Below are 21,875 nucleotides of genomic sequence, written 5' to 3'. Positions count from 1 at the left end.
CCTCCCTTTTGATGATACGAGCGTATCATCAAGGCGTGCCTAAGCGGGTGGACCATGAAGTGCGACGGCGGCAGATCGGGGAGGCGCTGCTGCGGATCGCCAGCACGCGCGGCCTCCAGTCGGCGACCATGCGCGAGGTGGCGGCCGAGGCGGGTGTCTCGCTGCGTCTGGTGCAGTACTACTTCCGTACGAAGGAAGAACTGCTGTTGGCCGCTCTTGCCTACCTGGGCGAACAGCTCACCGCGCGGGTGTCGGCGAGCATCCGGGCGCTCGGTCCGGCGACCCCGCGCAGCATCGTCGAGGGCACGCTCACGGCCATCCTGCCCACCGACGACGAGAGCGTACGGCTGACGCGGGCCTACACCGGTTTCTACACGCTGGTGTTCAGCGAGCCCGAGCTGGGCGAGCGGCACGGCGCCACCTACCCCGACAAGCTGGAGTCCCTGCTGGCCCGGCAGATCGCCGCGGCTCAGGAGGCCGGCGAGGTGGCGGCCGGCGTCGACCCGGCGCTGACCGCGGCGGCGCTGCTCGCACTGACCAACGGTCTGGGTTCGAGCGTGCTGGGCGGCCAGCGCGACGGCGCCGCGGCCCGGCGGATCCTCGACGACCAGCTCGGCCGCGTGTTCCTTTAGATGTCGCGCAGAAGCGCCAGGACCCGGTCAGGACCGTCGCGCAGGACGTTGTGCGTGGCCGGCCACTCCTCGTAGTGCCAGTCGGGGTCGTCGCGCAGCTTGGCCATGGTCGACGGGGCCTGCAGACCGCCCGGGGTGTCGAGGGCGGCGGCGTACCGCTTGACCGGCACCTGCTTCCAGGCCCCGGTGAGGCGGCTCTTCTCGAGCAGTGTGGCGAACGGGTGCGGCTTGGCCCGCTCGTCGAAGAACGGCATCGGCGCCAGCCCGAGCCCGTCCGCGCCGACCGACTCGAGGAAGTAGGCCCGGTTCTCGTCGGTGGTCACGTCCCAGCAGGATTCGCCGTCCTCGACCACGTCGGTGTCGAGGTGGACGAGCGCGCTGACCTTCGACGGGTCACGGTCGGCGGCGCCATTGATCACCTGACCGCCGTAGCTGTGCCCGACCAGGACCACCTGCCCACCCGGCGCCGTCAGGTCGGCCACCAGCTCGGTGACCTGTTCGACGTGGCTGCTGAGGTTGACCGGGCGCCGGGTGAGGTCGTCCTCCGGCCACAGCCCGGCGAGCGTCACACATTCCGCGCGGTGACCGAGTTTCTCCAGCTCGACGGCCAGGGGCGCGTACCACCATCCGCCGTGCCAGGCGCCCGGCACCAGGACGAACGTGCTCATACGAGGACCGCGGCGGGCTGGGCCAGCCAGGACAGGATCTCGGGCAGGATCTCCATCGCGCCGAAGTGGGCCGTGCCGGTCTGCACGGTCAGCTCGGCGTGGGGCAGGCGTCCGGCCAGCCAGCGGGCGTGTGCGGGCGGCACGCAATTGTCCTCGGCGCCGTGCCACACCCGTACGGGCTGAAGGACCCCCGACAACGGGAAGCCCCAGTCCCGTCGTGAGGCCAGCACGTCGTCGATCCAGCCGTACGGGCCGCCGCGCATCGCCTCGGCGTACGTCTCGACGAGCAGTTGCTGCATGTTCAGGTCGCGCACCACCTGGCGGTCGGGGGCGGCGATCTCGCGGCGCAGCGACTCGAGCAGGCTGACCGGGCGGCGGCGGGTCCGGTCGGCCTGTAACCGGAGGCTCTCGACCAGGCGGGACTCCTCCTGGGCGGGGGTGCCGAACTCTTGCACGTTGGACGGCATCATGCCGCCGAACCAGTCGATCTCGGCGTCGTGCGGGGCCAGGCTGACCAGGACGGCGGCCCGGGTCACCCGTTCGGGGAGCAGGGCCGCGCAGGCCAGCGCGTGCGGCCCGCCGCCGGACCGGCCGACCACGGTGAACCGGTCGAGGCCGAGGTCGTCGGCGATGGTGGCCACGTCGGCCGCGCAGTCGGCCACCCGGCGGCCCTGGTGGCGGTCGGAGCCGCCGAAGCCGGGCCGGTCGTACGTGATCAGGCGGATGCCGAGCCGGTAGAGGACGCCGGCCCGGGGCTTGGGGCCGAGCCGGCTGCCGGGCGTGCCGTGCAGCAGGAAGACCGGGACGCCGTCGCGCGCGCCGGACTCTTCGTAGCGGAGCCGGCGGCCGTCGCCGGTGCGGACGTCGGTGAACGCCACGATGCCCCCTCACGGTTGGAAGCGGTAACCCATCCCGGGTTCGGTGAGCAGATGCCGGGGCCGGGCCGGGTCGTCCTCGAGCTTACGGCGCAGCCGCGCCATGTACTGCCGCAGATAGTTCGTCTCGGTGTCGTACTGCGGACCCCACACGTCGTGCAGCAGGCTCCGCTGGGTGATCAGCTTTCCCGGGTTGCGGAGCAGCCGTTCGAGCAGCTGCCACTCGGTCGGGGTGAGCCGCTGGTCCGGAGTGATCGTATGCGTCGTCAGGTCGATCGTGTGTCTCCCGACGGTGACCGGCCCGGCGGGGGTGCCGGCCGGTTGCATCCGCCGGGTGACCGCCCGGATGCGGGCCAGCAGTTCGTCGACGCCGAACGGTTTGGTCACGTAGTCGTCGGCGCCGGCGTCGAGCGCGGCCACCTTGTCGCTGCCGTCGGCCCGCCCGGACAGCACGATGATCGGCACGCTGCTCCAGCCGCGCAGCCCGCGGATCACCTCGGTGCCGTCCAGGTCGGGCAGGCCGAGGTCGAGCACGACCAGGTCGGGGTGGTGGGCGGCGGCCGCCTTGAGCGCGGTCGCCCCGTCGACGGCCACGTCCACCTCGTAGTCGCGGGCACGCAGGTTGATCCGCAGAGCGCGCACGATCTGCGGATCATCGTCCACGACCAGGATGCGGGTCATGCCGAGTGCGGTCCGACCGCCGTGACCACGATCGCGGCGGCACCGGCCTCGTCCGACGCGGCCAGGTCGACGGTCGCCTCGATGCCCCAGTCGTGGTCCTCGTCCGGGTCTTCGAACACCTGCCGGACGACCCACGCGGCCGGGGTGACCTCGATGTGCAGGAACGCCGGTCCGCGGGCGGAGGGGCCGGTGCCCAGCGTCGCGTACTCGTCGAAGTAGTCCTCGATCGCGTCCTGCCAGTCGTCGGCCTTCCAGCCGTGCTCGCCGTCGAGTTCGCCCAGGTCGTTCCAGCGGCGCAGGGCGAACAGCTCGACCCGGCGGAACATCGCGTTGCGGACCAGCACCCGGAACGCGCGGACGTTGCGGGTGACCGCGGGCGGCTTGTCGTCGAGGCGTACCTCCTCGATCTCGGCCCCCGGATTGCGCAGCCGCTCCCACTCGTCGAGCAGGCTGGAGTCGACCTGCCGGACGAGCTCGCCGAGCCATTCGATGAGATCGGTGAGTTCCTCCGTACGGGCGTCCTCGGGCACGGTCTGCCGCAGTGCCCGGAAGGCATCGGCGAGATAGCGCAGCACCAGACCTTCGGACCGCGAGAGCCCGTAGAACGACACGTATTCGGTGAAGGTCATCGCCCGCTCGTACATGTCCCGCACGACGCTCTTGGGTTTGAGCTCGTAGTCGGCGACCCACGGATGGCCCTGCCGGTACGTCTCGTAGGCGGCCTCGAGCAGTTCGAGCAGCGGGCGCGGGTGCGTGACGTCCTCGAGCAGCACCATCCGTTCCTCGTACTCGATGCCCTCGGCCTTCATCGCGTTGACGGCCTCACCGCGCGCCTTCTGCCGCTGCGCGCTCAGCACCTGCCGCGGGTCCTCCAGCGTCGACTCGATGATCGAGACCACGTCCAAGGCATAAGCCGGATCGGAAGAGTCGAGGAGTTCCAGGCTGGCCAGCGCGAACGGCGACAGCGCCTGGTTGAGCGCGAAGTCCAGCTGCAGATCTTCGGTGAGGCGGTAAGTTCCTTCCTCCGTACGTTCGATGACGCCACCCGCCATCAGAGCGCGCGCGATGGCGATGGCCCGGCGGATGTGGCGGCGCTGAGCGGCCGGCTCCTCGTGGTTGTCGGTCAGCAGGTGGCGCATCGCCGCGAACGGGTCGCCGCCCCGGGAGATGACGTTGAGCAGCATCGCGTGCGACACCTGGAACGAGCTGGTCAGCGGCTCGGGCTCGGCCGACACGAGCCGGTCGAAGGTGGGCTGGCCCCAGCCGATCGTGCCCTCCGGCGGCTTCTTGCGGACGACCTTGCGCCGCTTCTTGGGGTCGTCGCCCGCCTTGGCCAGCGCGCGCTCGTTGTCGATCACGTGCTCGGGCGCCTGCACCAGCACCGAGCCCAGCGTGTCGAATCCGGCCCGGCCCGCGCGTCCGGCGATCTGGTGAAACTCGCGCGCCTTGAGCAGCCGGGTCTTGATGCCGTCGTACTTGGACAGGCCGGTGAACAGCACCGTGCGGATCGGCACGTTGATGCCCACGCCCAGCGTGTCGGTGCCGCAGATGACCTTGAGCAGGCCGGCCTGGGCCAGGGTCTCGACCAGCCGCCGGTATTTGGGCAGCATGCCCGCGTGGTGCACGCCGATGCCGTGCCGCACCAGCCGGGACAGCACCTTGCCGAAGCCGGCCGTGAACCGGAAGTTGCCCAGCGCCGCCGCGATCTTGTCCTTCTCCTCGCGGGTGGCCATGTTGATGCTCATCAGCGACTGCGCCCGTTCCAGGGCCGCGGCCTGCGTGAAGTGCACGATGTAGACCGGTGCCTGCTTGGTCGACAGCAGTTCCTCGATCGTCTCGTGCAGGGGCGTCATCGCGTACGAGAACATCAGCGGAACCGGACGCTCCACGCTGGCCACGACGGCGGTTTCCCGCCCCGTACGCCGGGACAGATCGTCGACGAAGCGGGTCGTGTCGCCGAGTGTCGCCGACATCAGAATGAACTGGGCCTGCGGCAGTTCGATCAGCGGCACCTGCCACGCCCAGCCGCGGTCGGGTTCGGCGTAGAAGTGGAACTCGTCCATCACGACCTGGCCGACGTCGGCGTCCGCCCCCTCGCGCAGGGCCAGGTTGGCCAGCACCTCGGCCGTGCAGCAGATGATCGGTGCGTCCGCGTTGACGCTGGCGTCGCCGGTGAGCATGCCGACGTTGTGCGCCCCGAAGGTCGCGCACAGGGCGAAGAACTTCTCGCTGACCAGCGCCTTGATCGGCGCCGTGTAGAAGGTGGTGCGCCCGTCGGCCAGGGCCGCGAAGTGCGCGCCGGTGGCGACCAGGCTCTTACCCGAGCCGGTCGGCGTGTTCAGGATGACGTTCGCCCCGGTGGCGATCTCGATGAGCGCCTCTTCCTGATGGGTGTAGAGGGCCAGGCCCTGCTCCGTCGCCCATTTCTGGAAGGCGTCGAACACGGCGTCGGGATCGTTGGTGCCCGGGAGGCGGTCAGTCAATGTCATGGTCCGTCAATCATATGGAGGACGTGCGCGGCCATGGTGCGAGGCGTTCCCGCAGGTCGAGGATTTGTCGCCGGCTGAGCCCGTAGAGCGTGAACCGGGCATCGTCGAGCCGATCCAGATAACGTCCCGCGTCGGCGATGTCTTCCGGGTCGAGCGCCGGGTCGGCGTTCCGGGCGAGCGCCAGCAGATCGTGCAGCGGATACCGTTCGAGCGCGGCCGCCACATCGATGTAGTCGCGCACCTCACGCCGGTTGACCAGGGCCGCCACCTTGGTCGCGACCAGGTCGTCGAGGTGCATGACCGGCCCGAGCTCCATCACCACCGGCGTGCGGTGCCGGTCGAGGCGGCAGAGCGTGAGCCGCAGCGCCTGATCATCCGTGGCGACCAGGAATTCCTGCAGGTCCTCGTCCATGCCTTCGAAGAGCTCATCCCCTTCTTCCCGTACGACGCGGTAGCCGGCCAACCGCAACGCCGCCGCCACCTCGTCCGCGGCCCGGGCCACCCCACCGGCCGCGTCGGTGAACAGGTCGACATCCTCGGTCGGGCGCTGAACAAGCCCGTTGACCAGCCAGGCGAACCCACCGCCGAGGACGAACCCGTGCTCGGCCGCCACCGTCAGCGCGACCCGGGCCACCTCGGAGTAGAAGTCGTCGACGCGGCCCATCGCGTCAGCCTAGTGAAACTGGCGCACTGGCTAGGGCTGGGGTCCGATCAGGATCGTCTGCTCGCGCAGAACGTCGATCATGCGGCGCAGGTAGCTCACGATCGCAGCGCGCTGTGCCGGGTCGTAGTCGGTGATGACTCCGCCGAGCGCGGCGCCGAGGCGGGTGAACACCTCGGCGAGCTCCGGATGGTCGGTGTCCGCAGCCCGGATCACGGCGCGCCGGCGATCGGTGGGATCGGTCTCTCGCACGACGTGGCCGCCGCGGGCGAGCCGGGCGATGACGCTGGTGATCCCCGCGGCGGTGAGGCCGGTGCGACGAGCCAGTTCGCTCGCACTGAACGGCCCGTGCGTGCCGATCAGTTCGAGCGTCTTGAGGTCGCCCGCGGACAAGCCGACGCGGGCCGCCACGGCCTGGTGATACAGGATCACCGCGCTGCTGAGGTCCCGGCCGAGGTGGGTTTCATCCGCTGTTGACACTCGTACGTCCAATGCTTAGATTCGCCGTAGTAATTAGTACGCTGGATCTAAGTAAATCAGGAGCGCCCGATGACCACCACCGCCCACCCGGACGTCCTCGATCTGCTGACCGCCCTCGAATCCTGCTGGCGTGACGGCGACGCCGACGCGTACGCCGCTCTTCATGCGGCGGACGCGACCTACGTGGCGTTCGACGGCACTGTCATGACCGGGCGGCAGGAGATCGCCGACGGTCACCAGCCCCTCTTCGCCGGAATCATGAAGGGTTCCCGGCTGGCCGTGGTCGAACGTGCCGTGCACTTCCCCGACCCCGACACCGCGGTCGTCGTCCAGCGGGCCGGAATCATCATGCGGTGGCAGAGGAACCGGGCGACACCGTCGGCCAAGCGGCTCTCGACCAACACCACGGTCCTGCGCCGTGACGGATCCACCTGGACCGTGACGGCGTTCCAGAACACCCGGTACCACCCGTGGGCGAAAACCCTCATGGGCCGGCTGATGACGCGTCTCGCCAAGTGAACGCCATGCCGTCGTTGCTGTCGACGGCCTACGCTGATCTCCACATCGTCGTTTGTCGCCCACCTCACCAGCGCGGTCCTGCTCAGCATCGCGGTCGCGGACACCGATGGTGGCGGTGAGCGGCGTGTGGGCGAAAATCTCGGTCTTGTTGCAGGCCTCGGCGAAGCGCCCGCACTCGTGGCCGGTTTCGTCGAGCAGCATCGGGAACAACCACCCGGCGCTGTCGGTCATCGCCGTCGGGCTGGTCGACCTCGCCGCAATGCCAGCGGTCGTAGCCGGTGTGCCGCCGCAGGACGACGGTGGCCTCCAGGAAGCCGTCGCCGCCGGTGAACGCGGGCTCGTTCACGCTGCCCGCGAAGACGTCGTCTCGGCATGGGCTCATCACCGACTCGTGGTCGAAGGCCCGCCCGAACACCCCGGCCGCCATCTCCAGCCCGGGACCCCCACCGGGAGTCGGAGGAGAAGTAGCGTGTGTCCCACCCCAGGCTCATGATCGCGTCCAGTGCCGCCAGTGCCTGGGAGCGCCGCATGGCGCGAATGAGCTGGTAAACCGATGCAAGTCCATCCGACCAGGTGGGAGCCCCCGATTGCCGGCGGACGTCGAAGAGTATCTGGCTGACCTGCAGCACCCGCTCAAGGACGGCGTGCTGCGGCTCCGGGCGGTGATCCTGGCCGCCGACCCGGGGATCAGCGAGCACATCAAGTGGAACGCGCCGAGCTTCCGCTACGACGGCGAGGACCGGGTGACGTTTCGTCTGCAGCCCCGCGGCCGGCTGCAGCTGATCTTCCATCGCGGCGCGAAGGTCCGGGCCGACAGCGCCGGCTTCACCTTCGACGACCCGTCCGGCCTGATGACCTGGCCCGCCCCGGATCGGGCCGTCGTCGACTTTCCCGGCCTCGAGTTCGTGGCCGAGCACGAAGCCGAGGTCAAGGAACTGGTCCGGCGCTGGGTGACCAGCTGAGCTGGACAGCCAGGGAGGCGCTGAGTCACGCGCTGAACTGGACAGCCAGGGGAGGCGCCGGGTCACGCGCTGAGCTGGACAACCAGGCGGGGGCGCCGGGTGACGAACTGAACTAGACAGTTACGGGGAGCCGCAGGCGGGGGTGACGTGCTTCCCAGGCCAGGCGCACGCCGCGGGGGAGGTTGAGCTCGCCCCACACCCGGATCAGGGTCGGGCCGTGCAGATGCTCGCGCAGTTCCTCGACGCGAATGGCCTCGCGCAGCACGTTCTCGTACATCCAGGTGAGCATTGTCGGCTCGCTCAGATCGAATGCGCGCTGCGGGCCCCACCAAAGGCGCAACGGCAGCTCGACGAATCCGCTCGTCGGGCCGCGCAATTCCGTCAGCGTGCCCGCCACGAGCACCGGCCGGTGGGGCCGGGCGAGGTGAACAGGCGTACGAACAGCGGCGGACATGTGATCAGGGTAAACCGACACCCGCCGCAAACATAACTCCTAGCCTCCTAGGATGCCTTAGCGGCGGAGCCGCACACCACAAAATCCAAAGGCGACGAGCACAACACCGTTTCCCGTACGCCGTGAGGCCGTCAACCATTCACCCCCGGTATCGAGATACGACGCCCGTCTGATGGCGAGCCAAACACCGGACGCGAACCCAAAGCGCACCGCCCGACCGACGGCGAACCCATGACGCGACGCTCAGGCGGTGGCGAGCCGGGTCCGGACCACCAGATCGTGCAGCGCTTCGACCGCCTCGGCCGGCGGATGTGCGGGGAGGGCGGAACTGTCCCGCGCCGATTCCAGCTCGATGCGCAATGCGGCCGCGTCCGAGCGGAGCTGCGTTTCCAGATCAGACGGGAACGGGCCCTTCTCGGCCGAGCGCTTCAGGTCGATCAGCGACCGCACATAGGGCAGCGACGACCCGAGCAGCCCCAGATCTGTCTCGAGGGAACCGGTACGCATCAGGTGGATGCCGGTCAGCAGGACGCGCAACCAGTACAGGGCCGGCTTGAGTCCGCCGGTCTGGGTGAACAGCTTCTCCTGCGAGGTGGCGAACCCCAGGTAGTGGTGGGCGTGCCCGGACGTGATGAACGACGGCGCCAATTCCACCAGCGCAGCGTGCAGGGGAGTGGTGGTGACGACCAGCGGGGACAGCAACTGCTCGAGGACGTAGCCGTTGCGGCTGTTCAGCAGGCGGGCGAATTTGCGCAGGTCGTGGGAGACGACGTCGAGTTCCACGCCGTCGCGGATTCCCGAGTTCGAGACCGTTTCGGGGCCGGTGTGCAGGCCGACCACTTCGGCCGCGGGCAGGATGTGGGCGGCGCGCAGGTCGAGGTCGGAGTCGACCGACGCGAATCCGTAGAGGTGGGCACCGCTGACTGTGGCGAACACGACCGGATAGGGGAGTTCGGCCACGACTTCGGCCGACCAGGTGGGCACGGTGGTCGTCATTCCAGCCCCTTTTCCCGTACGCGGGAAAGCAGTTGATTGATGGTGTCGCGATCCGGATCGGCGGGCAGGGCCGTGGTCGTCGCGGCGGCGGAGAGGGCGGCCTGCAATGTGGTGGCCTGGTCGACGACCGCGTCCCAGGAAAGGTCGCCGCGCCGGATGGCGAGCAGGGGTTCGCGGGTGTGGGTGACGTCGACCAGCACTTCGCCGGTGGAAAGGACGTGGGCGCCGGCCATCAGCAGCCGGATCATGTGCATGGCCTGTTTCCAGTTGGTCTCGCCGGTGCGTTCGCGGCGGGACGCGACCTTGGTGAGCTGGTCGCGCGCGTATTCGCCGTACGTGGAAGCGACCTTTCGCGAGAGGAAGGCGTGCCGCACGGACAACAGTTCCGAACCGGCCCAGGTCTGCGTTTCCACCAGCGGCGACCAGAGCACTTCGAGGACGGTCGGATTGGCCTGCAGGGCGAGCGTGCAGAAGCGTTCGATCTCCCACGAGAACTGTTCGGGGAGCGGGCCGTCGAAATTGGTGGGCGGTTTGTCGAGGCTCCAGAACGCGCGGGTCGGTGCGGCGAACACGCCCCGGCGGTCGTGGTCGGAATCGGGGCCGGAGAGTCCGTAGGCCCGGGAACCGACCACGACGCCGAGGATCGTGTGTTCGATCATGCGGTGACGATAGGTCAGAGGTCGAGAACAGTCCCGTCGATATCGCCGGTCTCGGCCTCGGAAAGGGCCAGGTGGGCGATGGTGGCGACGTTGTTCTCGAGCTGTTCGACACTGCTGGCGCCGATGATGACGCTGGTCATGCGCTCGTCGCGCAGCGCCCAGGCGAGGGCCATCTGGGCCAGGGACTGGTTGCGGCGCTTGGCGATGTCGTTGAGCGCGTGAATGCGTCCGAGGGTCTGGTTGTCGAGGGCGTCCTCGTTGAGGAAACGGCTCGTGCGGACCCGGGAGTCGTCGGGAATGCCACCGAGATAGCGGTCGGTCAGCAGGCCCTGCTGCAGCGGGCTGTAGGCGATGCAACCCGCTCCGGCGGAGGACAGGGTGTCGAGCAGGTTGTCCTTCTCGATCCAGCGGTTGAGGATCGAATAGGACGGCTGGTGGATGAGCAGCGGTGTGCCCAGCTCGCGCAGAATGGCCGCGGCGGCCGCCGTCTGCTCCGAGTTGTAGTTGGACAGGCCGACGTACTGGGCCTTGCCCGCGCGGACCACGGCGTCGAGGGCGCCCATGGTCTCCTCGAGCGGGGTCTCCGGGTCGGGCCGGTGGTGGTAGAAGATGTCGACGTAGTCGAGGCCGAGCCGCTTCAGCGACTGGTCGAGCGAGCTGACCAGGTATTTGCGGGAGCCGAAGTCGCCGTACGGGCCGGGCCACATGTCGTAGCCGGCCTTGGTCGACACGACGATCTCGTCGCGGTACGCCTTGAGGTCGGTGCCGAGGATCCGGCCGAAGTTCTCCTCGGCGCTGCCGGGCGGCGGGCCGTAGTTGTTGGCCAGGTCGAAGTGGGTGACGCCGAGGTCGAACGCGCGGCGCACGATGTCGCGCTGGCGCTGCCAGGGACGCTCGTGGCCGAAGTTGTGCCACAGCCCGAGCGAGATGACGGGCAGCTTGAGCCCGCTTCGCCCGGTCCGCCGGTAGGGCATGGTGTCGTAGCGGTCGCCCGCGGGGGTGTAGGTCACAACCCCACCCTAGAGATAGCGGCCCCTTCCATGATCGCTGGTAGGTTGGGTGCCAGCCATGCGGGAGAGACCGAGGGTTCATCTCGGCGCCGAAGGGGCAAATCCTCCCCGGAACCTCTCAGGCAAAAGGACCGCGTGGGCAGACGACTCTGGAGCATCCGCTTGCCCGCGGCGTGACAGAGGGGGAGGCCGATTAGTCGACCTCTCTTAGGAGCCGTCTCATGACGTTCGCGAACCGGCACATCGGGCCGGACACCGACGAGCAGACCCACATGCTCAAGGCCATCGGGTACGCGTCACTGGACGCCCTGATGGACGCCGCGATCCCCGAGGTGATCCGCTGGCACGGCACGCTGGAGCTGCCGGCCGCCGCCTCCGAGGAGGAGACGATCGCCGAGTTGCGGGCGATCGCGGCGCAGAACCGGGTCACCACCTCGATGATCGGCCTGGGCTACTACGGCACCCACACGCCCGCGGTGATCAGGCGGAACGTGCTGGAGAACCCGGCCTGGTACACGGCGTACACGCCGTATCAGCCGGAGATCAGCCAGGGGCGGCTCGAGGCGCTGCTCAACTTCCAGACCATGGTGACCGACCTCACCGGGCTGACCACGGCCAACGCCTCGATGCTGGACGAGGGCACCGCCGTCGCCGAGGCGATGACCCTGGCCAAGCGGGGTTCCAAGGTCAAGTCCCAGGTGTACGTCGTCGACGCCGACACGCTTCCGCAGACCCTCGCCGTCCTGCGGACCCGGGCCGAGCCGCTGGGCATCGAGCTGGCGTTGGTGGACCTCGACGCGGGCGATGCGCTGCCGGACGAGTTCTTCGGTCTGCACCTGCAATACCCAGGGGCTTCGGGTGCCGTACGCGACCACGCCGCCCTGATCGAAGCCGCGCACGCCAAGGGCGCACTGGTCACGGTGGCCGCCGACCTGCTGGCGTTGACGCTGCTGCGGGCGCCGGGCGAGATCGGCGCGGACATCGCGGCCGGCACCACCCAGCGGTTCGGCGTGCCGCTCGGCTTCGGTGGCCCGCACGCCGGCTACCTGGCCGTGCGGGCCGGGCTCGAGCGGTCGCTGCCCGGCCGGCTGGTCGGCGTGTCGAAGGACGCGGACGGCGCCCCGGCCTACCGCCTCGCTCTGCAGACCCGTGAGCAGCACATCCGCCGCGAGAAGGCGACCAGCAACATCTGTACGGCCCAGGTCCTGCTGGCGGTGATGGCCAGTATGTACGCGGTCTATCACGGACCCCAGGGTCTGAAGGCGATCGCCAAACGGGTCCACGACCACGCGCTGACCCTGGCCGGCAGCCTGACCGCGGGCGGGGTCGAGGTCGTCCACAACGCGTTCTTCGACACGGTCACGGCGGTCGTGCCGGGCCGGGCGGCGGCGGTGGTCACGGCGGCGGCCACGTCGGGGATCGACCTGCGGCTGGTGGACGCCGACCGGGTGTCGATCTCGACCGATGAGACGACGACCCCGGCGCACGTGGCTGCGGTTCTGGCGGCTTTCGGCGTACGGGAAACTGCTCCTGCTGTCTGTGGGGCGAAGCCCCTGGGGCGGACCAGCGAATACCTGACCCACCCGGTGTTCAGCTCCCACCACTCCGAGACCAGCATGCTGCGCTACCTGCGCAAACTCTCCGACCGGGACTACGCGCTGGACCGCGGCATGATCCCGCTGGGCTCGTGCACGATGAAGCTGAACGCCACCACCGAGATGGAACCGGTCACCTGGCCCGAGTTCGCCAACATCCACCCGTACGCGCCGGCGTCGAACACGGCCGGCTACGAGCGGCTGGTGTCGACCCTCGAGGGCTGGCTGGCCGAGATCACCGGGTACGACGCGGTCAGCGTCCAGCCCAACGCCGGCTCGCAGGGTGAGCTGGCCGGACTGCTCGCCATCCGCGGCTACCACCGGTCCCGCGGCGAGACGCACCGCGACGTCTGCCTGATCCCGTCGAGCGCGCACGGCACGAACGCCGCCAGCGCCGTGATGGCCGGCATGCGAGTCGTCGTGGTGGCGTGTGACGAGCTGGGCAACGTCGACATGGCCGACCTGCACGCCAAGATCGCCAAGCATGCTGAGTCGCTCGCGGCGATCATGGTGACCTACCCGTCGACCCACGGTGTGTACGAGACCTCGATCGCCGACCTGTGCGCCGCCGTGCACGACGCCGGCGGGCAGGTCTACGTCGACGGCGCCAACCTGAACGCGCTGGTCGGCTTTGCCCGGCCGGGCAAGTTCGGAGCCGACGTGTCGCACCTCAACCTGCACAAGACGTTCTGCATCCCGCACGGCGGCGGCGGCCCCGGCGTGGGCCCGGTCGCGGTGCGCGCGCACCTCTCGGAGTTCCTGCCGGGCGACCCGCTGGAGCCGGGTGACCACCACGCGGTGTCGGCGGCGGCGCACGGGTCGGCCGGGATCCTGCCGATCTCGTGGGCCTACCTGCGGATGATGGGCCCGGACGGGCTGGCCGCGGCGACCGGCACGGCCGTGCTGACCGCCAACTACGTGGCCGCGCGGCTGCGGGAGCACTACCCGGTGCTCTACGCGGGCAACAACGGCCTGGTGGCGCACGAGTGCATCCTCGACCTGCGGCCGATCACCAAGTCGACCGGTGTCTCGGTCGACGACGTGGCCAAGCGGCTCATCGACTACGGGTTCCACGCGCCGACGATGTCGTTCCCGGTGGCCGGCACGCTGATGGTGGAGCCGACCGAGAGCGAGGACCTGGCCGAGCTCGACCGGTTCGTGGCCGCGATGATCGCCATCAAGGGCGAGATCGACCAGGTGGCGGCGGGGGTGTGGCCGGCGAAGGACAACCCGCTGTCGAACGCGCCGCACACGGCCTCGGCGGTCACGGCCGACGAGTGGGAGCACGCCTACCCGCGGTCGGTGGCCGGGTTCCCCGAAGGGGTGGACCGGACGGCGAAGTACTGGCCGCCGGTGCGCCGCATCGACGGGGCGTACGGGGATCGGAACCTGGTCTGTTCGTGCCCCGCGCCGGAGGCGTTCGAGGACTGAGGTCACGTGAGGCGCGTCCGGCCCGCTGGGCGCGCCTCGCCCGGGTCGGCGGGGGTATCGTTCGACTACGCTCGGTAGCTGAGTCGGGTTTCGGCGCCGCCGCGTTCCGGGCTCTCTCAACGGCCTCTCAGGGGCCTCTCAGGTCAGGCCGCGAGAGCGTGCCGGGCGGGTCCCCGGTGTGGCTCGATCATGGTGCCGTCGGGCAGGATCTCGCCGGTGTCCTCGAAGACGATGACACCGTTGCAGAGCAGGCTCCAGCCTTGCTCGCGGCAGGTCGCCACGGTCTTGGCGGCTTCCCGGTCGATGGCGTCTGCGCTGGGACAGGGGTTCAGGTGCTGGCACATTGTGTGTTGCTCCGGTCGGGGGGTTGTGTGATGACTCACAACGACGGTGACGGACGTTACCTCAAATCGAACGACAACGGATCGAGCGGGTGACGGTGTCGCCATTGACAGAATCCTCGTATCCGATGGTCCACGGAAGCCGGTCGATCGGCCACTATCCGACACCCCCTTTCGCTCGCCCGCCGGCCGCTCCGGCGTCCTGCCTGGGCCGTCACCGAGCGTCAGCAAGCTTCCAGTGGTTCCTGGGCGACGGTGGTGACCCCGCAGAGCTTGTCTCCGGGTACCTCGAGGACAACGGACTGGGCGTGCGAAACATTGGCCGAACGGCCACCCAGGTCTGTCCGACCGGCGCTGGCTCGATCTGTGGAGCGGCACTCTACGTGTCGGCCGATGCCGGTTCCGTGATGGCCGGGGCGCCGCTCGGGGCGGCCAGTCCGGTGCCGTCGATCCCGGACGTCTATGCAGTTGTCTATGCCCACGACTCTGGGCCGACAGAGCCCGGATTTTCCTCAGACTTCGCGCTGGGGGAGTGGACGCCGTCGTGGACCCCGCACGAGCACGCCGCGGCGGTGTCGGAGGTCCGGCAGGCGATCGGGCGCGGTGACGTCTATCAGGTCAACGTCGTGGGGCACACCAGCGCGCCGTACACGGGAGATCCCCTTCCGGCCCTGGGCCGGGTGGCCGCGTTGCCGGGTGCGCGCTACGGCGGCGTTCTGGCCGGTTCCGGCTGGGCTCTGGCCACCGCGTCGCCCGAGACGCTGGTCGAGGTGCGCGACGGTCGGATCATCACCCGCCCGATCAAGGGCACCCGTCCGGCCACCGCCGCCGGTCGCCGCGAGCTGCTCGCCTCGGCCAAGGAACGCGCCGAGCACGTGATGATCGTCGACCTGTCCCGCAACGACCTGGCCCGTCTGCCCGGGGTCGGTCCGGTCGAGGTTCAAGACCTTTTCGCCGTACGCCGGTGGTCCGGACTCTGGCAGGCCGAGTCGGTCGTGTCGGCGCCGATCGCCGGCCGGCTCGACCTGGCCGGCCTGCTGCGCGCCCTGATGCCCGGCGGCTCGGTCACCGGCGCCCCCAAGATCGCCGCGCTGGGCGAGATCGCCCGGCTCGAACCGGTCGGCCGTGGCGTCAGCATGGCCGCCGTCGGCTGGATCGGCCCCGGCCACCTCGACCTGGGCCTGACCATCCGCACGGTCGCCGCCGACGGTGCCCGCCTGCACGCCTGGGCCGGCGGCGGCATCGTCTGGGACAGCGACCCGGAGGCCGAGGTGGCCGAGGCCGCGGCCAAGCTGGCCCCGATCAAGGCGGCCCTGAGCCCGGTTTCACCACAGCGGTCACCGAACTGATCCGCCGCTACGTCTTTGCTCGTAATGGGTGCGGGAAGGGCATTTCTGTGAACGAAGACCTCCGGGCATTGATGCGGGCCGAGCTGAACAGCGAGCGGCCGCCACCGCTGGGCGACGTGGTGGGTGCCGCGGTGCGCGCCGGCCGGCGGACCCGTCGGCGCCGCCGCATCGGGGTGGCCGGGGCCGGCGCGGCCGGGGTGCTGGTGATCCTGCTCTCCGGCAGCCTCGCCGCGCACTCCGAACCGCGGCGTCCGGTGGTGGCCGAGCCGGCCGATCAGTCCGGGCCGCTGCCGGCACCGCCGACGGGCGGGCCGCTCGGGCGGGCGGCGGCGCAGAAGGCTCCCGTGTCTCCCGGATCTGTGCCGATCACGGCAACGCCCCCCACGACCCGGTCTCCGGAGCGTAATTTGGCCATCCCAAGCGGCACCGATTCCGCCGCCGGACCGCGGAAGAAAGCGACAACGGGGGCCATGCTTCACCTTCTGACCCAGTTACTCCCGCCCGGACGGACGAGTCACGCGGCGGTGTCGAGTAACGAAGATCTCTACGTGCAGATGTACCTCGATCGCGGGGCCGGGCCGGGCATGGTCCGGATGATGCTCGGGAAGCTGCCGGCCGACGGGCCGCGCGGCACCACCCCGAACGTGTCGGTCTCCCAGGTGCCCGACAACTGCCTGCAGAGCACGGTGGTGGTCGCGCGCTGGGCCGACGGCACGGCCGTGCAGGTCGACGTCGCGTCCTGCCTGGCCGGCGACGGGCGCACCAACCCGCCCGGCCGGGTGGTGCTGAGCCCCGACGAGGCGGCCCGGATCGCGGCCGATCCGCGGTGGGGCGTGACCATGGACGCCGACCTGATCAAGCAGGGCGAGGCGCGGTTCGGCGGGGCGCCGGTGTTCACCTCATGACCGACGAGGACCAGTTCGTCGAGTTCGCGAACGCGCACGCCGAGCGGCTGCGCACCACGGCGTTCATGCTGTGCCGCGACTGGCATCTGGCGCAGGACCTCACCCAGAACGCGCTGACCAAACTGTTCCTGTCGTGGCGCCGGGCCGCCCAGTCCGACAACCTGATGGCGTACGCGCAGAAGATCCTGCTCCGGGTCTTCCTCGATCACCGCCGGCGGCGCTCGTCGTCCGAGTCGGCCTCGGCCATGCTGCACGAGCCGGCCTACCGGGAGAGCCCCGAGCTGCGCCTGACCATGCTGGAGGCGCTGGCCTGCCTGCCCGAACGCGACCGGGCCATCGTGATCCTGCGCTACTTCGAGGACTACAGCGTCGAGCGGGTGGCCGACGTGCTCGAGCTGCCGGTGAGCGTGGTCAAGAGCCAGACCCGGCGCTCGCTGACCAAGCTGCGCGAACTGCTGGCCGAGGAGCAGCTGGCCCTGTTCGGCTGAGCCGTCCGGCACGCCGATAACCTGTGGACCATGACAGTCCGGCCCATCAGGATCTTCGGCGACGCGGTGCTGCGCACCGAGTGCGACCCGGTCACCTCGTTCGACGCCGAGTTGCAGGCGCTGGTCGACGACCTGGAGGACACGGTCCGCGAGCCCGGCCGGGCCGGCGTGGCCGCCCCGCAGATCGGCGTGAGCCTGCGCGTCTTCTCCTACAACGTCGACGACGTGGTCGGCCACCTGGTCAACCCGGTGCTGTCCGGCCTCGAGGGCGAGCAGGACGACGACGAGGGCTGCCTGTCCATCCCCGGCCTGTACTTCCCGACCAGGCGCGCCGACGCGGTGACGGCGACCGGCTTCGATCGGCACGGTGAGCCGCTGGTCATCCACGGCACCGGCTTCCTGGCCCGGGCCCTGCAGCACGAGACCGACCACCTGAACGGAACCCTCTACATCGACACCCTGACCGGCGACGTCCGCCGGCAGGCGCTCCGCGAGATCCGCCGCCTGCCCCGCGCCTAGACGCTGGGAGACCGGGGCGCGACCGGGGTGGCCACCACGAACGAGCTGTGGGTCTGGCCGTGGATCAGGAAGCGGTCGAGCAGCGGTTCGAGGGCCTCGACGGTGGCCACGTGAACCTTCATCAGGAAGCAGTCCTCGCCCGAGATCCGGTGACACTCGCTGACCTGCGGGGTGGCCTCGGCCAGCGCGGCCAGCTTCGGCAGCTGCCCGGGGCCGGGACGGATCCGCACCCACGCGGCGACGGGCAGCCCGATGGCGGCCGGGTCGATGTCCACGCGGTACCCGCGGATGACGCCGCTCTCCTCCAGACGGGACAGGCGTTCCCGTACGGCCGGCGCCGACATCCCGATCCGCCGGGCGAGCTCGGCGGTGCTCGCCCGGGGGTCGTCCCGCAGGGCCGCGAGCAACCGCACGTTGGCGTCGTCCAGGGCCGTTTTTCCGTTGCGAAGGTTTCGTGCGTCCAGGCTTTCGTGATTCGCCATCGGGAGCCTCCCGGGCCTTCGAACGCTCATGGTCATGCGCCCGCCGTGTTTCGAGACTAGAAGGCGTGCCGCCGTATCTGTACTTCGTCGTCAGCGCGGTCTTCCACTACCTGGGCCCGGCGCTGGCCGTGCTGCTGTTCGCCCGCATCGACGCGCTCGGCGTGGCCTGGCTGCGCATCCTCACCGCGGCCGTGGTGTTCGCGGTGTGGCGCCGGCCGCGCCTGATCCCGAGCCGGCTGCTGATCGCGTGGGGTGCCGTGCTGGCCGCGATGAACAGCGTGTTCTATCTCGCCATCGACCGGCTGCCGCTGGGCACGGTGGCCGCGATCGAGTTCCTGCCGGTGATCGTGCTGGCCGCCGTCGCCGCCCGGACCAGGCGGAACGTGCTGGCGCTGGTCGCCGCGGCCGGGGGCGTGGCGCTGCTGAGTGATGTGCGGCTGGTGGCCGAACCGCTGGGCTTCGTGTTCGCCGCCGTGAACGCGGTCCTGTTCGCTCTGTACATCGTGCTGGGTCACCGCGTGGCGCGCTCGTCCGTGGTGCCGGGCATCGACGGTCTGGCCCTGTCGATGATGATCGCGGCGCTGATGGCGCTGCCGTTCGGCGTCGGGCCGGCTCTTCCCGCGTTCACCGATCCGGCGCTGCTGGCCGCGGCGGCCGGGGTCGGCCTGTGTTCCTCGGTCATCCCGTACGTGGCCGACCAGCTCGCGATGGCACGTCTCGCTCGGGGCACCTACGCCCTCATGGTGTCGCTGCTGCCCGCGGTGGCCACGGTGATCGGCGTGATCGTGCTGGCCCAGGTGCCGAGCCCGGCCGAGATCGCCGGGGTGCTGCTGGTCGTGGCCGGGGTGGCGCTCGGCTCCCCACCCCGGGAGGACATGGCCTGAGACAATGGCCGTGTGGCTTACGGAGTGGTGCTCCGGCCGGACGCGGACGTGTCGCGGTCGTTGGTCGAGCTGTCGCACGCAATCGGGGATGGGCACGAGCCCCTCATGCTGCTGGGGGAGAAGGCGCCGCCGCACGTGTCGGTCGTGCACTTCGACTGCGCTGACGACGCCACGGCCGGCATCGCCGCGGCGACCGTGCCGCACCGGGGGCGGAGCTTCGCGCCGAAGATCATCGGGCTGCTGTACACGGTCGTACCGGCCGGCGACTACTACGTTCCGGCGGGCGGCTACTACTTCGGTCTGGAGATGATCCGGACTCCGGAACTCGACGAGCTGCATCAGGAGTTCCTCCAGCTCGGGCATCCGCCGTTGGGCCTGGTCGGCGAGGACTACCGCCCGCACATCACCCTGGGTGTGACCGCCGAGCCGCCGGGGCAGCCGCCGTTCGCGATGGTCCCGACCGGGATCGTGCGGGTGACGATGGCGAGCGGCCCGGTGGGCCCGGTCGGAACGTTTCCTGAACTAGCATCCTAGGACGCTCTACGCGCAGGGATCAACCGCACATCGGAATCAAAAGCAGCCCCCGAAGAGCGGGTTTGCTGCTTCCGCAACGATCTTCGGTAGTTCGGATCTCGGCTGGCCATGCTGGGCCGATGGCAGCGAAACGCAAGGACACCGGGCCGGCCTGGACCGCGCCGGACGAGAAGTCGACCCTGGTCGGGTTCCTGGACTACCTGCGGGAGTCGATCGCCGACAAGGCGTCCGGGGTGCCCGAGCCGGAGGTGCGGACGGCGGGCGTTCCGTCGGGGACGAGCCTGCTCGGGCTGATCAAGCACCTGACCGCGGTGGAGCGGTTCTACTTCCTGGAGGAGCCGATCACGAACATGAAGCGGACGTTCAAGCCGGGCCGCACGGAGACCGTCGACGGGTTGCTGGCCGATTACCGGGAGACCGCCGTACGGGCGAATGAGGTTGTGGCGGGCTGGGACGACCTGACCGCCCCGGCGCCGCGTCCGCCGGGGCGGGGTTTGGCGGCGTCGCGGCGGTGGGTGCTGGTGCACATGATCGAGGAGACCGGGCGGCACGCCGGGCACGCCGACATTCTGCGGGAGCAGATCGACGGGGCGACCGGCCGGTAAGGCCTGTTCCATGACTGAGGCGGGGCTACGGAGGGGCCCAGATCCCGCCTGGCGGCGTCCCGCGAAAGCCCGGTTCCAACACCGGGAGCCGGACTTCCACGGGCCACCACCAGACGAAATCTGGACCCCGCCTCACTCCCACCCCAGTCATGGAACAGGCCTTAACGGGTCAGGGTGATCGGGGCGGGTGGGACGCCCTCGGTCAGGAGCGCGGTCAAGAGGGTGGCCAGGTTGCGGGGCCCGAACAGGTCGGGGCCGGTGTACGACGCGATGTCGGCCAGCGGCCACCAGCGGGTGTCGGTGATGTTCTCGGCGGCCAGGGGCAGGGTTCCGTGGGGCGTGAACTCGCTCGTGCGTACGAGGAAATAGTCGTTGATCACGCCGTCGTAGCCGGGCGCCCAGGGAGCTCCGAGGTATTCGCGGTGCCACACGTGCGGTGGGGTAGAGGTGAGGGTGAGGCCGACTTCTTCCACGAGTTCCCGGCGCAGGGCTTCGAGTGGTGTCTCTCCGGGTTCGATGCCGCCGCCGGGAGTGGCCCAGACGGCTGTGTCGTCCATGGTGTGCCGGACGAGGAGGACCCGGTGGTCGTCGGTGGCGATGATGGCGCGGGCGGAATGGCGCAGTCTCACTCGTATCCCATCGCGGTGATGATGTCGTCGAGGCCGTCGACGGCGGGGTGCCGGCGGTCGAGCAGGCGCGGGTCGAAGGTCGACGGGGTCGCGTGGTCGTCGACGCCGAGCTGCTCGAACAGTGTCGCGCGCTCGGCCGGCCAGTCGGCGGCGAGGCCTTCGGCCCTGACCTCGATGTAGCGGCGGACGCTGAGGGCGTCGGCGGCGTCGCGGAGCCCGCCGGGGTCGGGGATGAACCGGGTCTCGATCGGTATCCGGTGGATGAGCGGGTGTTCGCCGATGATGTCGGCGATCCGCGAGGTGCCCGACCGTCCCGTTCCCGCCACGAACACTGGTCCCGGCATGATTCCCACCTAAGCGGGCGGCCGTCGCTGCCCGCAACGGAATATCCGGGGTAGCCTGCCGCATGATCATCGACAGAGGCGGCGTCTTGCCTCGATTTGCGGTGTTGGTCGCCGTGGCCGCCACCGTCGGTGTCTCGATCGTCGGCGTCGTCGCCGGGCGCGGTGCCCCGGCCGGCGCCGGTGATCCCGGCCCGGTGGCGTCCGCCGAGAGCGACGCCGTCTGGCAGCGCGAGCTGGTGCTGGCCGATCTGGAGAGGTGGATCCAGGCCCGACCCGGCATCGGGACCAGCGGCTTCCTCAAGACGACGACCGAGCCGCAGGCCGGGTCCGTCGTCGTGGACTGGCACGGCCCGGCCGACCAGGTGCAGCGGCAGATCCTGGACGAGGCGCGACGCCGGGACATTCCGCTGACTGTCCGGCTGCGCAAGTACACCCCGGCCGACATCGAGCGGGCGAGCGCGCGGATCGAGGCCATCGGCGCGGGTACGGGCCTGTTCGAGAACTTCAAGCCCGAGGCGTTCGGAGACTTCGGTTCCGAGTTCGACGGGATCACCTTGCAGGGCGAGCACATCCGTCCGCCGGCCGAAGGGGTGCCGGCGGCCGATGCCGCGCTCGCGCAGGCGCTCAGTGCGGCCGTCGGGGTGGCGGTCACCATCGTGCACGGCCAGATCCAGCTGCTCTGA

Annotated in this window: 26 protein-coding genes and 1 riboswitch; of the genes, 12 read left to right on the top strand and 14 right to left on the bottom strand. The window is 70.0% G+C overall.

The window, feature by feature from the left end; all coding sequences use genetic code 11:
* Positions 1 to 35 precede the first annotated feature (35 nt).
* Positions 36 to 632, top strand: a complete 597-nt coding sequence (locus KOI35_RS18920) for a TetR/AcrR family transcriptional regulator (RefSeq protein WP_215788772.1) — start codon at positions 36 to 38, stop codon at positions 630 to 632.
* Here the strand turns inward: KOI35_RS18920 and KOI35_RS18915 are convergent.
* From KOI35_RS18915 to KOI35_RS18890, 6 genes are read right to left on the bottom strand one after another with little or no spacing between them, the layout of a single operon-like run.
* On the bottom strand, positions 629 to 1,300 hold the full coding sequence (locus tag KOI35_RS18915) for an alpha/beta hydrolase (protein WP_215788771.1): 672 nt from the start codon (positions 1,298 to 1,300) through the stop codon (positions 629 to 631). The two genes, KOI35_RS18920 and KOI35_RS18915, sit on opposite strands and share 4 nt — an antisense overlap.
* Complete coding sequence (locus KOI35_RS18910) at positions 1,297 to 2,178, bottom strand: alpha/beta fold hydrolase (RefSeq protein ID WP_308121063.1); 882 nt, start codon at positions 2,176 to 2,178, stop codon at positions 1,297 to 1,299. Before KOI35_RS18910 ends, KOI35_RS18915 begins: the two co-directional genes overlap by 4 nt.
* A 9-nt stretch (positions 2,179 to 2,187) precedes the next feature.
* Complete coding sequence (locus KOI35_RS18905; protein ID WP_215788770.1) at positions 2,188 to 2,856, bottom strand: response regulator; 669 nt, start codon at positions 2,854 to 2,856, stop codon at positions 2,188 to 2,190.
* The gene (locus tag KOI35_RS18900; RefSeq protein ID WP_215788769.1) at positions 2,853 to 5,345 is read right to left on the bottom strand and encodes a DEAD/DEAH box helicase; all 2,493 of its coding nucleotides are present in this window, start codon (positions 5,343 to 5,345) and stop codon (positions 2,853 to 2,855) included. Before KOI35_RS18900 ends, KOI35_RS18905 begins: the two co-directional genes overlap by 4 nt.
* A gap of 10 nt (positions 5,346 to 5,355) precedes the next feature.
* Positions 5,356 to 6,009, bottom strand: a complete 654-nt coding sequence (locus KOI35_RS18895; RefSeq protein ID WP_215788768.1) for a nucleotidyl transferase AbiEii/AbiGii toxin family protein — start codon at positions 6,007 to 6,009, stop codon at positions 5,356 to 5,358.
* 30 nt (positions 6,010 to 6,039) lie between these two features.
* Positions 6,040 to 6,486: a MarR family winged helix-turn-helix transcriptional regulator gene (locus tag KOI35_RS18890; protein ID WP_215788767.1), complete on the bottom strand. Its 447-nt coding sequence runs from the start codon at positions 6,484 to 6,486 to the stop codon at positions 6,040 to 6,042.
* Between the two features lie 69 nt (positions 6,487 to 6,555).
* On the opposite strand from KOI35_RS18890, the gene KOI35_RS18885 reads away from it, so the two are divergent.
* Both KOI35_RS18885 and KOI35_RS18880 read left to right on the top strand, forming a co-directional pair.
* On the top strand, positions 6,556 to 7,005 hold the full coding sequence (locus KOI35_RS18885; RefSeq protein ID WP_215788766.1) for an SgcJ/EcaC family oxidoreductase: 450 nt from the start codon (positions 6,556 to 6,558) through the stop codon (positions 7,003 to 7,005).
* Between the two features lie 587 nt (positions 7,006 to 7,592).
* Positions 7,593 to 7,967 carry a DUF1801 domain-containing protein gene (locus KOI35_RS18880; RefSeq protein ID WP_215788765.1) on the top strand — a complete coding sequence of 125 codons (375 nt, stop codon included), beginning with the start codon at positions 7,593 to 7,595 and terminating at the stop codon, positions 7,965 to 7,967.
* Between the two features lie 112 nt (positions 7,968 to 8,079).
* On the opposite strand, the gene KOI35_RS18875 is transcribed toward KOI35_RS18880, so the two are convergent.
* From KOI35_RS18875 to mgrA, 4 genes are all read right to left on the bottom strand, one after another.
* Positions 8,080 to 8,421 (bottom strand): hypothetical protein, encoded by a 342-nt coding sequence (locus KOI35_RS18875; RefSeq protein ID WP_215788764.1) that lies wholly within the window; start codon positions 8,419 to 8,421, stop codon positions 8,080 to 8,082.
* A gap of 243 nt (positions 8,422 to 8,664) precedes the next feature.
* Entirely contained in the window at positions 8,665 to 9,417 is a 753-nt protein-coding gene (locus KOI35_RS18870) for a nucleotidyltransferase domain-containing protein (protein ID WP_215788763.1), read from the bottom strand.
* Positions 9,414 to 10,076, bottom strand: coding sequence for a nucleotidyltransferase domain-containing protein (locus KOI35_RS18865; protein ID WP_215788762.1), 663 nt, complete (start codon positions 10,074 to 10,076; stop codon positions 9,414 to 9,416). Before KOI35_RS18865 ends, KOI35_RS18870 begins: the two co-directional genes overlap by 4 nt.
* A gap of 14 nt (positions 10,077 to 10,090) precedes the next feature.
* Positions 10,091 to 11,086, bottom strand: a complete 996-nt coding sequence (gene mgrA / locus KOI35_RS18860; protein WP_215788761.1) for an L-glyceraldehyde 3-phosphate reductase — start codon at positions 11,084 to 11,086, stop codon at positions 10,091 to 10,093.
* 51 nt (positions 11,087 to 11,137) lie between these two features.
* Positions 11,138 to 11,230: riboswitch (glycine riboswitch) on the top strand.
* Between the two features lie 77 nt (positions 11,231 to 11,307).
* Between mgrA and gcvP the strand changes: the two genes are divergently transcribed.
* The gene (gene gcvP, locus KOI35_RS18855) at positions 11,308 to 14,112 is read left to right on the top strand and encodes an aminomethyl-transferring glycine dehydrogenase (RefSeq protein WP_215788760.1); all 2,805 of its coding nucleotides are present in this window, start codon (positions 11,308 to 11,310) and stop codon (positions 14,110 to 14,112) included.
* 143 nt (positions 14,113 to 14,255) lie between these two features.
* Here gcvP and KOI35_RS18850 read toward each other — a convergent pair whose 3' ends face one another.
* Positions 14,256 to 14,456, bottom strand: coding sequence for a DUF5999 family protein (locus KOI35_RS18850; protein WP_215788759.1), 201 nt, complete (start codon positions 14,454 to 14,456; stop codon positions 14,256 to 14,258).
* A 125-nt stretch (positions 14,457 to 14,581) separates the two neighbouring features.
* Here KOI35_RS18850 and KOI35_RS18845 point away from each other — a divergent pair, with 125 nt between their 5' ends.
* Genes KOI35_RS18845 through def form a run of 4 tightly spaced genes read left to right on the top strand, consistent with a single transcriptional unit; the run spans position 14,582 to position 17,714 of the window.
* Positions 14,582 to 15,802, top strand: coding sequence for a chorismate-binding protein (locus tag KOI35_RS18845; protein ID WP_215788758.1), 1,221 nt, complete (start codon positions 14,582 to 14,584; stop codon positions 15,800 to 15,802).
* 47 nt (positions 15,803 to 15,849) lie between these two features.
* Entirely contained in the window at positions 15,850 to 16,707 is an 858-nt protein-coding gene (locus KOI35_RS18840) for a hypothetical protein (protein ID WP_215788757.1), read from the top strand.
* Positions 16,704 to 17,195 (top strand): sigma-70 family RNA polymerase sigma factor, encoded by a 492-nt coding sequence (locus KOI35_RS18835; RefSeq protein ID WP_215788756.1) that lies wholly within the window; start codon positions 16,704 to 16,706, stop codon positions 17,193 to 17,195. The genes KOI35_RS18840 and KOI35_RS18835 overlap by 4 nt, the downstream gene beginning before the upstream one ends.
* 30 nt (positions 17,196 to 17,225) lie before the next feature.
* On the top strand, positions 17,226 to 17,714 hold the full coding sequence (def, locus tag KOI35_RS18830; RefSeq protein ID WP_215788755.1) for a peptide deformylase: 489 nt from the start codon (positions 17,226 to 17,228) through the stop codon (positions 17,712 to 17,714).
* Here def and KOI35_RS18825 read toward each other — a convergent pair.
* Positions 17,711 to 18,196 (bottom strand): Lrp/AsnC family transcriptional regulator, encoded by a 486-nt coding sequence (locus KOI35_RS18825; protein ID WP_246613274.1) that lies wholly within the window; start codon positions 18,194 to 18,196, stop codon positions 17,711 to 17,713. The two genes, def and KOI35_RS18825, sit on opposite strands and share 4 nt — an antisense overlap.
* A gap of 65 nt (positions 18,197 to 18,261) precedes the next feature.
* Here KOI35_RS18825 and KOI35_RS18820 point away from each other — a divergent pair, with 65 nt between their 5' ends.
* The 3 genes from KOI35_RS18820 to KOI35_RS18810 all read left to right on the top strand — a co-directional run bounded on the left by KOI35_RS18820 (position 18,262) and on the right by KOI35_RS18810 (position 20,219).
* Complete coding sequence (locus KOI35_RS18820) at positions 18,262 to 19,080, top strand: EamA family transporter (protein WP_308121062.1); 819 nt, start codon at positions 18,262 to 18,264, stop codon at positions 19,078 to 19,080.
* A gap of 12 nt (positions 19,081 to 19,092) precedes the next feature.
* A complete protein-coding gene (locus KOI35_RS18815) occupies positions 19,093 to 19,614 on the top strand; it encodes a 2'-5' RNA ligase family protein (protein WP_215788752.1) in 522 nt (173 codons plus the stop codon).
* Positions 19,615 to 19,733: 119 nt separating this feature from the next.
* Complete coding sequence (locus tag KOI35_RS18810) at positions 19,734 to 20,219, top strand: DinB family protein (RefSeq protein ID WP_215788751.1); 486 nt, start codon at positions 19,734 to 19,736, stop codon at positions 20,217 to 20,219.
* A gap of 161 nt (positions 20,220 to 20,380) precedes the next feature.
* On the opposite strand, the gene KOI35_RS18805 is transcribed toward KOI35_RS18810, so the two are convergent.
* Positions 20,381 to 20,848, bottom strand: coding sequence for an NUDIX domain-containing protein (locus KOI35_RS18805; RefSeq protein ID WP_438870610.1), 468 nt, complete (start codon positions 20,846 to 20,848; stop codon positions 20,381 to 20,383).
* Positions 20,845 to 21,192 (bottom strand): sulfotransferase, encoded by a 348-nt coding sequence (locus KOI35_RS18800; protein ID WP_215788869.1) that lies wholly within the window; start codon positions 21,190 to 21,192, stop codon positions 20,845 to 20,847. The genes KOI35_RS18805 and KOI35_RS18800 overlap by 4 nt, the downstream gene beginning before the upstream one ends.
* Before the next feature lie 62 nt (positions 21,193 to 21,254).
* Here KOI35_RS18800 and KOI35_RS18795 point away from each other — a divergent pair, with 62 nt between their 5' ends.
* On the top strand, positions 21,255 to 21,875 hold the full coding sequence (locus KOI35_RS18795; protein ID WP_215788868.1) for a hypothetical protein: 621 nt from the start codon (positions 21,255 to 21,257) through the stop codon (positions 21,873 to 21,875).

It is taken from the genome of Paractinoplanes bogorensis, from assembly GCF_018829635.1.
GTDB lineage: Bacteria > Actinomycetota > Actinomycetes > Mycobacteriales > Micromonosporaceae > Actinoplanes > Actinoplanes bogorensis.
The sequence above is the reverse complement of the archived record's forward strand: the minus strand, read 5'-3'. Positions and strand labels throughout refer to the sequence as shown.